The following is an 11,064-nucleotide window of genomic DNA, read 5'->3' as shown; positions in this document are numbered from 1 at the left end:
CGATCACCGGCGCCAGGCCGCCCAACTGGGCATGGCCGAAAGCATCGCGGCCGCCGGCCTCGGCCAGGAATTTTCCGTCCGGCGCCAGCAGGCCTTCGGACGCCACCACCGTGCAATAGCCCACGCGCTTCACCGTGGCCTTCACTTTGGCGAGGAATTCAGCTTCGTTGAAGGTGCGCTCGGGGAACAGGATGATGTGCGGCGGGGCATCGCCGCCTTCGCCGGCCAAGCCCGCGGCCGCGGCGATCCAGCCGGCGTGCCGGCCCATCACTTCCAGGATGAATACCTTGGTGGAGGTTTCGGCCATCGAGGCCACGTCCAGGCTTGCCTCAAGCGTGGAGATCGCCGTGTAGCGCGCCACCGAGCCAAACCCCGGGCAGGTGTCGGTCACCACCAGGTCGTTGTCGACCGTCTTGGGCACGCCGATGCAGCTCAATTCATACCCAAGGGATTTGGAAAGCTGGGACATCTTGTAGGCGGTGTCGGCGGAGTCGTTGCCGCCGTTGAACAGGAACGTGCGGATGTCGTGGGCCCTGAACACCTCGATCAGCCGTTCATATTCCTTCCGGTCGGTATCGATGGATTTGAGCTTGTACCGGGCCGAGCCGAAGGCGCCACCCGGGGTATGGCGAAGCGCCGCGATGGATTTGGCGCTTTCCTTCGAGGTATCGATCAGGTCCTCGCGCAGGGCGCCCAGGATGCCGTTGCGGGCGGCGTAAACCTTCAGGCCCCTGGCCCGGGCGGTTTCGATCACCCCCGCAGCGGTGGCGTTGATCACGGCGGTGACGCCGCCGGACTGGGCATACAGCAGCTTGCCGGGGGACGACCTGGTTGCCATGCGCTGGTTCCTTCTCGCGGGGGTACTTACCTTAGCCCAGCCCGGTTTGACGGGGAAACACCCAGAAGTTACCGTGACTGTCATTTTTTCGATGTTCGGCGCCCTTTCACGGGTGCCCGGACGGATATGGAGCCATATGCGACTCGTGCTACTCGGTGCCCCCGGATCGGGCAAGGGAACCCAGGCCACGCGCCTGAAGGAAACGCTCGGCGTGCCGCACATTTCCACCGGCGACCTGCTGCGCGCGGCCGTGTCCGCCGGCACCCCGCTGGGGCTGAAAGCCAAGGAAGTGATGGACGCCGGCCACCTGGTGTCCGACGACATCGTGCTGGGCATGCTCGAGGAACGCCTTTCCCAGGACGACGCCCGCGCCGGGTTCATCCTCGATGGCTACCCGCGCAACCTGGCCCAGGCCGATGCCCTGGACGGCCTGTTGTCCCGCCTGCACCAGCCACTGGACGTGGTGGTGAAGTTCGAAGTGCCCAGCGACGCCATCATTGGCCGCGTGGAACAGCGCTTCAAGGCCGAAGGCCGCGCCGACGACAACCCCGACACCGTGCGCAAGCGCCTTGAGGTCTACGCCGAGCAAACGGCCCCCGTGGCGAATTTCTACGCCCAGCGCCACCTGCTGAAGGTGGTGGACGGCGTGGGCCCCATCGACGAAGTCACCGAACGCATCACCGGCGTGCTGCCCCGGGGCACCGCGCCCGCGGGCGGCTAAGGCCGCATCGAATTATCCGGGCCGCGCTGCGGCCCGACGCCCACTGCAACCGGAATCCCATGCGCCTGCATATCCTTGGCATCTGCGGCACCTTCATGGGCGGCGTCGCTGCGATTGCACGCGAGCTGGGCCTGGAAGTGGAAGGCTCCGACACCAACGTCTACCCGCCGATGAGCACCCAGCTCGAAGCCCTGGGGATAGCGCTGAAACAGGGTTACACCGCCGACCACCTTCACCCGGTGCCGGACCTCGTCGTGGTGGGCAATGCGATGACGCGCGGCAACCCCGCCATCGAAAGCATGCTCGACGAGCGCATGCCGTACATCAGCGGCCCGCAGTGGCTGGGCGAAACCGTGCTGGCCCAGCGCCAGGTGCTGGCCGTGGCCGGCACGCATGGCAAGACCACCACCACCAGCCTGCTGGCGCACCTGCTTGAATCGGCGGGCCTGGCGCCAGGTTTCCTGATCGGCGGCGTACCGGGCAACTTCACCGTGTCCGCGCGTCTGGGTACCGGCGCGCCGTTCGTGATCGAGGCCGACGAATACGACACCGCCTTCTTCGACAAGCGCTCGAAATTCGTGCACTACCGGCCCTCCATTGCCATCCTCAACAACCTCGAATACGACCACGCCGATATCTTTCCCGATGTCGAGGCCATCGAGCGCCAGTTCCATCACCTGGTACGCACGGTGCCGGGCAACGGAAGGCTGATCGTCAATGTCCACGACGATCACCTGCGCAAGGTGCTGGCCATGGGTGCGTGGACACCGGTGGAAACCTTCGGCATCGGCGAAGGCCACTGGCAGGCCCGGTTGCTTAAAAGCGATGGCTCGGCCTTCGAAGTGTCGCGTGGCGGCCATGTGGTGGGCGCCGTGCATTGGGACATGCTGGGCAACCACAGCGTGCTTAACGCATTGGCCGCGCTGGCCGCGGCTTCCGCCGCCGGTGCAGACCCGGGCGCCCTGCTTCCCGCCTTCGCCAGCTTCCGCTCGGTGCGCCGGCGCATGGAGAAGATCGGCGAGCACCACGGCATCACCGTGTACGACGACTTCGCCCACCATCCCACGGCCATCGCCACCACCCTTGCCGGCCTTCGCGCCAACGTCGGCGACGCCCGCATCGTGGTGGCCCTGGAGCCCCGGTCCAATTCCATGCGCGCCGGCGCCCATGCCGAAGGCCTGGCCCCTTCGCTGGCCGATGCGGACGCCGTGGTGTTCCTGCAGCGGCCGGAGCTTGCCTGGGACGCAGGGAAGGTGACCGATGCCCTGGGCAGCCGTGGCCAGACCGCGCCATCGGTGGAGGCGCTGATCGACCGATTGCAGGCGCTGGCGCAGCCAGGCGACCGCGTGGTGTTCATGTCCAACGGCGGCTTCGAAGCGGCCCCGCGGCGTTTCCTGGCGGCGATCGCGGGGTCAGAGTATTTACTCTGACCCCCAACGCATGACCCCTACCGCAGGTTCGTGCACGCTTCATGAAGGCGCCATGGGCAGGCTAGACTTCCCGCCATGGCCTCATCCAAGCCTGGTAATGACATCCCATTGTTTCCCCTCTCCAACGTCCTCCTGCCGGGCGGGGAACTGCAGCTTCGCATCTTCGAACCGCGTTACCTCGACCTCGTCCGCGAGTGCACACGGGGCGGCACGCCGTTCGGTGTGTGCCTGATCGCCGAGGGACGCGAGGTCGGCATGCCCGCGGCCGCAGCTGCGGTGGGTACGCTGGCCGACATCATCGACTTCACCACCCGTGGCGATGGCTTGCTGGGCATTACCGCGCGCGGCGGTGGCCGGTTCCGCGTCACCCGCACCCGCATACGTGCCGATGGCCAGGTGCGGGGCGACATCACCCACTGGCCGGATGAACCCGCGATCGAGGTACCAGTGGAACTTGCCTTGTTGCCCACCATCCTGGAGCGCCTGATCGACCAGATGGCCCCGCATTATCGCAGTGCGCCGCGCGAGCTCTACGACGACGCCAGCTGGGTGGGTTTCCGCCTTACCGAACTGTTGCCGCTGGCGCCCGACGAAGCGCAGCACATGCTCGAACTCACCGACCCCACCCAGCGCCTGGCGGAACTGCGCGATATCCTGCCGCGCTTCCAGCGCGACTGACACCTTCCAAAGGACACTCCATGGCCACGCTCGCCGGCAAGACCCTTTTCATCACCGGTGCCTCGCGCGGCATTGGCCTTGCCATCGCGCTGCGCGCAGCGCGCGACGGCGCCAACATCGTGATCGCGGCCAAGAGTGGCGTGCCCAACCCCAAGCTTCCCGGCACCATCCACACCGCCGCGGCCGAGATCGAGGCCGCTGGCGGCAAGGCGCTGGCGCTGCAAGTGGACATCCGCGAGGAAGACCAGGTGCGCGATGCGGTGGCTGCGGCGGTAGAGCACTTCGGCGGCATCGACATCTGCGTGAACAACGCCAGCGCGATCTGGCTCGCCGGCACCGAAGGCACGCCGATGAAGCGCTACGACCTGATGCACCAGGTCAATACCCGCGGCACGTTCATGGTGACCCAGGCCTGCCTGCCGCATCTGCGCAAGGCATCCAATCCCCACGTGCTGATGCTGTCTCCGCCGCCCTCGCTGGACCCGAAGTGGTACGCCCCGCACACGGCCTACACGATTGCCAAGTTCGGCATGAGCCTGTGCGTGCTGGGCATGTCGGCTGAGCTCGCAGGCGTCGGCATTGCGGTGAATGCGCTGTGGCCCAGGACAGTAATTGCTACGGCAGCTATCGGCATGATCGAGGGCATCCGCGCGGAAAACTGCCGGAAACCGGAGATCGTGGCCGATGCCGCGCACGCCATCCTGGTCAGGCCGTCACGCGAAAGCAGCGGCCGCTTCTTCATCGACGATGAAGTACTGGCGGCCGAAGGCGTGCGCGATTTATCGAAATATGCCGTAAAACAAGGCCAAAAGCTCGCGCCGGACCTTTTCCTCGACTAACGCGTTCTCGTCCTTTGCTGAACAAGGTGACAGGAATAGACATCACGGCCTCGGCCGTTAGTCGGATGGCGGGGTTTTTTCCTCCCGAGTAGTTTTCTTCGGGCAGTCCTAAGAAGAAAAATGGCACGGGGCCGGGTTGTTGGGGGCGACGCGGTGGCAGGCGGGATCAAGCCCGCAGCAAGGATCTTCGGGGTAGGTCATGTTGCGCAACGCTAAGCAAGCCTGGGCGGGTGGGCCCCCCACAGGCGTGGACACAGGCCAGCCGTTGTTGCCGCTCGGCGCGAAAGCCGCGCAGGCAGTGATCATTGGATTCAGCCCGGCCATCCGGCTCGTGGCAGACAGCATTACCCGTTTCGCCCATGTGGAGCTTCCGCTGCTGATCACCGGCGAGACCGGTACCGGCAAGGAGCTGGCGGCGCGAAGCCTGCACCAACTTTCGCCCCGTGGCGAGAAGCCCTTCATCGTGGTGAACTGCGGTGCGTTGCCGGCGAACCTGGTGCAGTCGGAATTGTTCGGTCATGAGCGCGGCGCCTTCACCGGCGCCATGGGTCGACGCGTGGGCATGTTCGAGGCAGCCGACGGCGGCACCATCTTCCTGGATGAAATCGGCGACCTTCCGCTGGAAGCGCAAACCAACCTGCTTCGCGTTCTGCAGGAGGGCACCATCGAGCGCATCGGCAATTCGCACAGCACGAAGATCAACGTGCGGGTGCTCGCCGCGACCCACGTCGATCTTGAGAAGGCCGTGGCCGGGGGTCGCTTCCGCGAAGATCTCTTCTACCGGCTGAACGTGCTTCGCTTGCGCATGCCGCCGTTGCGCGAACGCCACGGCGACATCGAATTGCTGGCGCAGCGGTTCCTGGACGAATTCCGCGAAACCTACGCCACGCGTGCGCGCGCCTTCAGCGCCAGTGCGCGCCGGGCGATGGAATCGTTTTCCTGGCCGGGGAATATCCGCGAGTTGATGAACCGCGTGCAGCGCGCGGCGGTGATCGCCGACGACGCGTTGATCACCCACCAGGACCTGGAGCTTAGCGACGGCGATGCTGGCAGCCGCAATGCCACGTTGTGCAATGCGCGCATCCTGGCCGAGCGCGAAGCCATCGTCAGTTGCCTGCGTGAAAGCGCGTTCAACATTTCCGAATGCGCCAGGCGCCTGCGGGTGTCGCGGGTGACGGTGTACCGCTTGTGCAAGAAGCACCAGTTGAGCGTGGACGAACTGCGCTAGGCGAGAGAACGCCCCCCGCCCGCGTGTGCGAAACGGGGGGATTCCCCTCGAGCCGCCCGGACTGGCAGGGTTGCCAGACGGCCGAACTTGCCACGAGACGCCTTCAGGCGAAGGCGTCCTCGTCAATTGCATCGTCATCGCCATTCGCTGCGCCTTTGGTGGGCAGCCGCTCATTGCCCGTGCCCTCGGCACAGGCCTCCAGGTAGCCGGCCGTGGCGGATACCAGCAGTAGCGTGCCGGAGCATTCCCAAAGGCGCAGGTACATGACATCGCCTCCCTTGATCACCCCCATAAACAAGGCAAGCGACATGCCAATTCGGCAAATGCCTTGTTTCAAGCTCTTGCGGCAGAGCGGCGGGCTCGCCTGCCGTTCACGGTGTTGGCAAGGTGTTACGGCCAAAGGACATAGGTGCGGACAAAATGTCTTGCTGCAGGGGTGTCATAGGTGTTGCAGCGTTGATACACAGCTTCCGTTTACACTTCACATCCCACCCACGCCTCTTGGTCGTCCGGAGCCACCGCCATGTCGCAGCATCCCGATCCCGCCACCGACCTCATCGGGCTGGGCAAGCGCTATTGGCTGCCGGTGTACCGCCCGCGTGATGTCGTCCTTGACCACGGCAAGGGCTCGCGCGTGTGGGATACCGAAGGCCGCGACTACATCGATCTGGGCGCCGGCATCGCAGTGAACGCGCTGGGCCACCAGGACGAAGACCTGGTCACCGCGCTTGTGACGCAGGCCGGCAAGCTTTGGCACAGCTCCAACGTGTTCTACACCGAGCCCCCGCTGCGCCTGGCCGAGGAGCTGGTGCAGGCGTCGGGTTTCGCCGAGCGCGTGTTCCTGTGCAATTCCGGCGCCGAAGCCAACGAGGCGGCGATCAAAATGGTACGCAAGTGGGCGGCGTCCGAAGGGCGCCCGGCCGACAAGCGCGTCATCATCACCTTCCGCGGCTCGTTCCACGGACGCACGCTGGCCACGGTCACCGCCACCGCGCAACCGAAGTACCACGAAGGCTACGAGCCGCTGCCCGCTGGCTTCCGCTATCTCGATTTCAACGACGAAGCCGCGCTCGCCGAGGCCTTCGCGCCGGGTGACGTCGCCGCGGTGCTGGTGGAGCCCGTGCAAGGCGAGGGCGGTGTAATGCCGGCCGCACCGGGTTTCCTGAAGAAAGTACGCGAGCTGTGCGACGCGCATGGCGCCCTGGTGGTACTTGATGAAATCCAGTGCGGCATGGGTCGCACCGGTACCTTGTTCGCCCACGTGCAGGATGGCATCACCCCCGACATCGTCACCCTGGCCAAGGCCCTGGGCGCAGGGTTCCCCATCGGAGCGATGCTTGCCGGCCCCAAGGTGGCAGCGGTGATGCAGTTCGGCGCCCACGGCACCACCTTTGGCGGCAATCCGATGGCCGCCGCGGTGGCCCGCGTGGCGCTGGCCAAGCTGTCCTCGCCCGCGGTGCTGCTGAATGTGGAACGCCAGGCCAACGACCTTCGCACGGCGCTGGCCACGCTCAACCACGAGCTCAATCTTTTCGAAGAAGTCCGTGGCCGCGGCCTGATGATCGGCGCGGTGCTGGCCAGCCCCTGGAAGGGCAAGGCGGGCGACATCCTCGATGCCTGCGCCGCCCATGGCCTGTTGCTGTTGCAGGCAGGCCCGGATGTCCTGCGCTTCGTACCGCCGCTCACCATCACCGACGCCGAGCTGAAGGTTGGGATGGAACGCCTGACTGACGCACTGCGCGAGGTTGTTGGGGGTCAGAGTAATAACTCTGACCCCGCTACCGTCGACCCCGTTTCCGCCGCCGGCTCAGCCCAGCCGCACGCCAAGGCGTCGTAATTCGTCTTCGAAGGCGGCCTGCGTGGTGAAGAAGTAACCCTGCAGGCCCGCCACCACGGCGCCGGTCACGTTCTCATCGGCGTCGTCCACGAACAGGATGCGCGAAGGCTCAGCATCCAACGCGCGGGCGCATTGCAGATAGCACTCCGCGTGGGGCTTGATCGCCCCCATCTCAGCCGAGGTCCAGGCACGGCCTTCGAACAGCGGGAACAGGCCCGGCGACACCGTGCGCAGGTGGCGCTGCATCATGAAGCTGTTGTTGGTGAGCAGGCCGATCTTCAGCGTGCCGGAAAGCTCCTCGGCAAGTTTCACCATCGAAGGCCGTACCTGGGTGGCGGCCACGCGCGCATGCAGCCAGGCCTCTTCGCTTAAAGTACGGCCGAAGCCCGCTGAAAGCGCCGCCATATAGGCGTCTACATCCATCGCGCCGGCGTCGGCTTCCCACTCCAGGTTGCTGTTGTACATCACGTCGCGCGCCGTCTCGCGGTCGGTGCCCATGGCCTTGCCCAGTTCGTCCAGGCGGGTGTTGCGCGAGTAGTCGCAGAGCACGCCATCCATGTCGAACAGGATGGCGTCGATGCCCACCGTCATGCCGCAACCGCCGCGTCGGCGAAGGCGCCGCGCGCGGCTTCCAGCGTGGCGGCGATCACGTCATCGGTGTGCATGCTGGACACGAAGCCCGCCTCGAAGGCCGACGGTGCCAGGTACACGCCGCGCTTGAGCATGCCGTGGAAGAAACGGTTGAAGGCCGCCACGTCGGCCGCGGTGGCCTGGGCATAGGTTTCCACCTGCTCACTGGTGAAGAACAGGCCGAACATGCCGCCGATGCGATTCACGCTGAATGGCGTGCCGGTTTCGGCAGCCACCGCCAGCAGGCCATCGGTCAAGAGGCGCGTCTTCGCCGCCAGGTTCTCATGGAAGCCGGGGGCGCTTACCAGTTCCAGCATGGCCAGGCCCGCTGCCATCGCCACCGGGTTACCCGACAGCGTGCCGGCCTGGTAGATCGGGCCCGACGGCGCGATCTGCTGCATGAGGTCTTTCCGGCCGCCGTAGGCACCCACCGGCATGCCGCCGCCGATCACCTTGCCGAAGGTGGTGAGGTCCGGGGTGATGCCGTAATGCGCCTGGGCGCCACCCAGGGCCACGCGGAAGCCCGTCATCACCTCGTCGAAGATCAGGATCACGCCCGAGGCCGTGCACAGCTCACGCAGCAGCTGCAGGTAGCCCTCGCGCGGCAGGATGCAATTCATGTTGCCGGCGACCGGCTCGATGATCAGGCCGGCGATCTCGTGCCCGCGGCTGGCGAACAGCTCGCGTGCGGCATCGAAGTCGTTATAGGGCAGGGTAAGGGTGAGGTCCGCCGCGGCCTTGGGCACGCCGGGCGAGGTGGGCACGCCGAAGGTGAGCGCGCCGGAGCCCGCCTTCACCAGGAAGCTGTCGCCGTGGCCGTGGTAGCAGCCTTCGAACTTCACGATCAGGTTGCGGCCGGTGGCACCTCGCGCCAGGCGGATCGCCGACATCGTGGCTTCGGTGCCGGAGTTCACCATGCGCACCATCTCGATCGACGGCACCAGCTGCACGATGGTCTCGGCCATGGTGACTTCCGCGGCACAGGGCGTGCCGTAGGAAAGACCATGGCCAATGGCGCGGGCCACCGCCTCGCGCACGTGGGGATGGTTATGCCCGGCCACCATCGGACCCCACGAGCCGACGTAGTCGATGTAGCGATTGCCTTCCACGTCCCACAGGAACGCGCCGTCGGCGCGGGCGGTGAAGAAGGGCTCCCCGCCTACCGAACGGAATGCGCGCACGGGCGAATTCACCCCGCCGGGCATCAAGGCCTGGGCGCGCTGGAAAAGATCGTGGTTGGAAGTCATGCAAGTCCTTCGAACAGGGCGGCGAAGTCGTGCGCGGTTTTTTCGGGGTCGTCGGCGGAAAACACGGCCGACACCACGGCCAGGTACTGGGCGCCGGCATCGATCAGGGAAATCCCATTGTCGAGGGTGATGCCGCCGATCGCTACCCGGGCCACGCCCAGTGCGGCGGCCTGCCGCAGGGTCTCAAGCCGTGCGCGGCCGGCATGGGGCTTGGTCGGGGAAGGGAAGAACGCCCCGAACGAGACGTAATCGGCGCCGGCGGCGGTCACCGTGCGGGCGTGTTCGATCGAATCGTGGCAGGACACCCCGATGATGGCGCCGGGCCCCAGGGCATCGCGCGCTTCAGCGACATCGCTTTCGAAGTCCAGGTGCACGCCGGCCTCCGCGGCCGCGGCCAGGGCAATGTCGCCATAGACGAGGAAAGGCACCTGATAGCGCCGGCACAGGGCGGCAAGGGCCTGTGCCTCGGACAGCCGCCGCGGGTCGTCGGTGGTCTCATCCCGGTACTGAAGCATGGTGGCGCCGCCGTGCAGCACGTGTTCGCACACCTCCACGAGATCCGGCCGGGGCCCGTCAGTGATGGCGTACAGGCCGCCGCGGCGCAAGGCGGGGTGGATGGACGGGACGGCTGGCATGGGCGGATGGGCCTTGGCGGGTGCGGAAGCCGCACATCGTACCTCGCGCCGCTTATGCCAAAATGCCACTTTCCCCTCGTTACCTTGCTACCGAAATGAGCCAGACCAGCCCCGATTCCCGCCCCATGCGCAAATGGATGTGCGTCGTCTGCGGCTTCATCTACGACGAGGCCGAAGGACTCCCCGATGAAGGCCTGGAGCCCGGTACCCGCTGGGAAGACATCCCCGATACCTGGACCTGCCCGGACTGTGGTGTCACCAAGGACGACTTCGAAATGGTGGAATTCGACTAATCAGGCGTCCATTTTACGTTTGTCATAGTTTTTCCTCATAACTTCCTCACCCGTGCTTCTTCAGGATGCTTCCATCGATACCGTGGCCCATCGGCCGCAGCGACAGGGAGCTCGAAGATGCAGCGTTTCGTACCGTTCGAAGACCAGTGGGAACAGCTCGGCCTGGCGGCCGAATCAGGCCTGATTCCCTTCCAGCTTGGACTGCCCTGCGCACACCAGCTGGCCTGTAACGAAATCGAGTTCGAAATCCTGCCGAACGAGCCCATGATGGCCGTCGGCTAAGCCCCCCCATGACGGGGTCAGAGTTATAACTCTGACCCCCAACTCCGCAGCCCTTCCGCTGCGATGACACGTCCGCCGCCACGTCAGCGCGGCTTGCCGAAAAAGTGCTTGTTTTGCAGCGTTTCGGGCAGGGTGTGAAAAATATCCGTCACAACCTCTTCCCACCCGGCACACGCCGCGCTATTCTTCTCCTCCGCCGCGATGAAAGCCCTCCGCTGCGGACCTTCCTGACGTCACCCAACACCTCGAAATAAAGCTTCACAAAGGGTGTTGACGGACTCTGAAAGCGATGTAGAATGGGCGGCTCACCTCGGACGAAACGTCCTTGGGAACCGGTTGAAAAGACCGGTTCGGCGAAACGATCTTTGACAGTGTGCGCAGGTGAATTGTGTGGGCGTCTTGCCTG

At 65.6% G+C, this 11,064-nt stretch carries 12 protein-coding genes and 1 pseudogene; 8 read left to right on the top strand and 5 right to left on the bottom strand.

Annotated elements, in window-relative coordinates; translation table 11 throughout:
* On the bottom strand, positions 1–838 hold an 838-nt coding region (locus VK519_RS07145; RefSeq protein WP_324348565.1), incomplete at its 3' end, for a diphosphate--fructose-6-phosphate 1-phosphotransferase.
* Between the two features lie 136 nt (positions 839–974).
* Between VK519_RS07145 and VK519_RS07140 the strand changes: the two genes are divergently transcribed.
* The 5 genes and pseudogenes from VK519_RS07140 to VK519_RS07120 form a co-directional block, all read left to right on the top strand.
* The gene (locus tag VK519_RS07140) at positions 975–1,559 is read left to right on the top strand and encodes an adenylate kinase (protein WP_324348564.1); all 585 of its coding nucleotides are present in this window, start codon (positions 975–977) and stop codon (positions 1,557–1,559) included.
* A gap of 59 nt (positions 1,560–1,618) precedes the next feature.
* Positions 1,619–2,989 (top strand): UDP-N-acetylmuramate:L-alanyl-gamma-D-glutamyl-meso-diaminopimelate ligase, encoded by a 1,371-nt coding sequence (gene mpl, locus VK519_RS07135; RefSeq protein WP_324348562.1) that lies wholly within the window; start codon positions 1,619–1,621, stop codon positions 2,987–2,989.
* A 75-nt stretch (positions 2,990–3,064) separates the two neighbouring features.
* Entirely contained in the window at positions 3,065–3,667 is a 603-nt protein-coding gene (locus VK519_RS07130) for an LON peptidase substrate-binding domain-containing protein (protein WP_324348561.1), read from the top strand.
* Between the two features lie 20 nt (positions 3,668–3,687).
* Complete coding sequence (locus VK519_RS07125; RefSeq protein WP_324348560.1) at positions 3,688–4,506, top strand: SDR family oxidoreductase; 819 nt, start codon at positions 3,688–3,690, stop codon at positions 4,504–4,506.
* A gap of 301 nt (positions 4,507–4,807) precedes the next feature.
* Positions 4,808–5,734 (top strand): annotated as a pseudogene (locus VK519_RS07120) (sigma-54 interaction domain-containing protein); the annotation flags it as partial.
* A gap of 103 nt (positions 5,735–5,837) precedes the next feature.
* Here VK519_RS07120 and VK519_RS07115 read toward each other — a convergent pair.
* Positions 5,838–5,999, bottom strand: coding sequence for a hypothetical protein (locus VK519_RS07115; protein WP_324348558.1), 162 nt, complete (start codon positions 5,997–5,999; stop codon positions 5,838–5,840).
* A gap of 258 nt (positions 6,000–6,257) precedes the next feature.
* Between VK519_RS07115 and VK519_RS07110 the strand changes: the two genes are divergently transcribed.
* Complete coding sequence (locus VK519_RS07110; RefSeq protein ID WP_324348556.1) at positions 6,258–7,571, top strand: acetylornithine/succinylornithine family transaminase; 1,314 nt, start codon at positions 6,258–6,260, stop codon at positions 7,569–7,571.
* Here the strand turns inward: VK519_RS07110 and VK519_RS07105 are convergent.
* The 3 genes from VK519_RS07105 to thiE are packed head-to-tail and all read right to left on the bottom strand — an operon-like array spanning position 7,542 to position 10,083.
* On the bottom strand, positions 7,542–8,162 hold the full coding sequence (locus VK519_RS07105; protein WP_324348554.1) for an HAD-IA family hydrolase: 621 nt from the start codon (positions 8,160–8,162) through the stop codon (positions 7,542–7,544). The genes VK519_RS07110 and VK519_RS07105 overlap by 30 nt on opposite strands.
* Positions 8,159–9,448, bottom strand: a complete 1,290-nt coding sequence (hemL, locus tag VK519_RS07100; RefSeq protein ID WP_324348552.1) for a glutamate-1-semialdehyde 2,1-aminomutase — start codon at positions 9,446–9,448, stop codon at positions 8,159–8,161. Before hemL ends, VK519_RS07105 begins: the two co-directional genes overlap by 4 nt.
* A complete protein-coding gene (gene thiE, locus VK519_RS07095; protein WP_324348551.1) occupies positions 9,445–10,083 on the bottom strand; it encodes a thiamine phosphate synthase in 639 nt (212 codons plus the stop codon). Before thiE ends, hemL begins: the two co-directional genes overlap by 4 nt.
* A 95-nt stretch (positions 10,084–10,178) precedes the next feature.
* Between thiE and VK519_RS07090 the strand changes: the two genes are divergently transcribed.
* Both VK519_RS07090 and VK519_RS07085 read left to right on the top strand, forming a co-directional pair.
* Entirely contained in the window at positions 10,179–10,376 is a 198-nt protein-coding gene (locus VK519_RS07090; protein WP_324348549.1) for a rubredoxin, read from the top strand.
* A gap of 117 nt (positions 10,377–10,493) precedes the next feature.
* Entirely contained in the window at positions 10,494–10,658 is a 165-nt protein-coding gene (locus VK519_RS07085; RefSeq protein WP_324348548.1) for a hypothetical protein, read from the top strand.
* Positions 10,659–11,064: the final 406 nt, after the last annotated feature.

It is taken from the genome of Pinirhizobacter sp., assembly GCF_035317885.1.
Taxonomy (GTDB): Bacteria; Pseudomonadota; Gammaproteobacteria; order Xanthomonadales; family Rhodanobacteraceae; genus Pinirhizobacter.
This window is presented reverse-complemented; position numbering and strand designations above follow the sequence as displayed.

Coding starts and splice junctions, on each gene's coding strand:
- VK519_RS07125 (WP_324348560.1), top strand. CDS start 3,688: ATGGCCACGCTCGCCGGCAAGACCCTTTTCATCACCGGTGCCTCGCGC.
- VK519_RS07110 (WP_324348556.1), top strand. CDS start 6,258: ATGTCGCAGCATCCCGATCCCGCCACCGACCTCATCGGGCTGGGCAAG.
- VK519_RS07115 (WP_324348558.1), bottom strand. CDS start 5,999: ATGTACCTGCGCCTTTGGGAATGCTCCGGCACGCTACTGCTGGTATCC.
- thiE (WP_324348551.1), bottom strand. CDS start 10,083: ATGCCAGCCGTCCCGTCCATCCACCCCGCCTTGCGCCGCGGCGGCCTG.
- mpl (WP_324348562.1), top strand. CDS start 1,619: ATGCGCCTGCATATCCTTGGCATCTGCGGCACCTTCATGGGCGGCGTC.
- VK519_RS07130 (WP_324348561.1), top strand. CDS start 3,065: ATGGCCTCATCCAAGCCTGGTAATGACATCCCATTGTTTCCCCTCTCC.
- VK519_RS07140 (WP_324348564.1), top strand. CDS start 975: ATGCGACTCGTGCTACTCGGTGCCCCCGGATCGGGCAAGGGAACCCAG.
- hemL (WP_324348552.1), bottom strand. CDS start 9,448: ATGACTTCCAACCACGATCTTTTCCAGCGCGCCCAGGCCTTGATGCCC.
- VK519_RS07105 (WP_324348554.1), bottom strand. CDS start 8,162: ATGACGGTGGGCATCGACGCCATCCTGTTCGACATGGATGGCGTGCTC.
- VK519_RS07085 (WP_324348548.1), top strand. CDS start 10,494: ATGCAGCGTTTCGTACCGTTCGAAGACCAGTGGGAACAGCTCGGCCTG.
- VK519_RS07090 (WP_324348549.1), top strand. CDS start 10,179: ATGAGCCAGACCAGCCCCGATTCCCGCCCCATGCGCAAATGGATGTGC.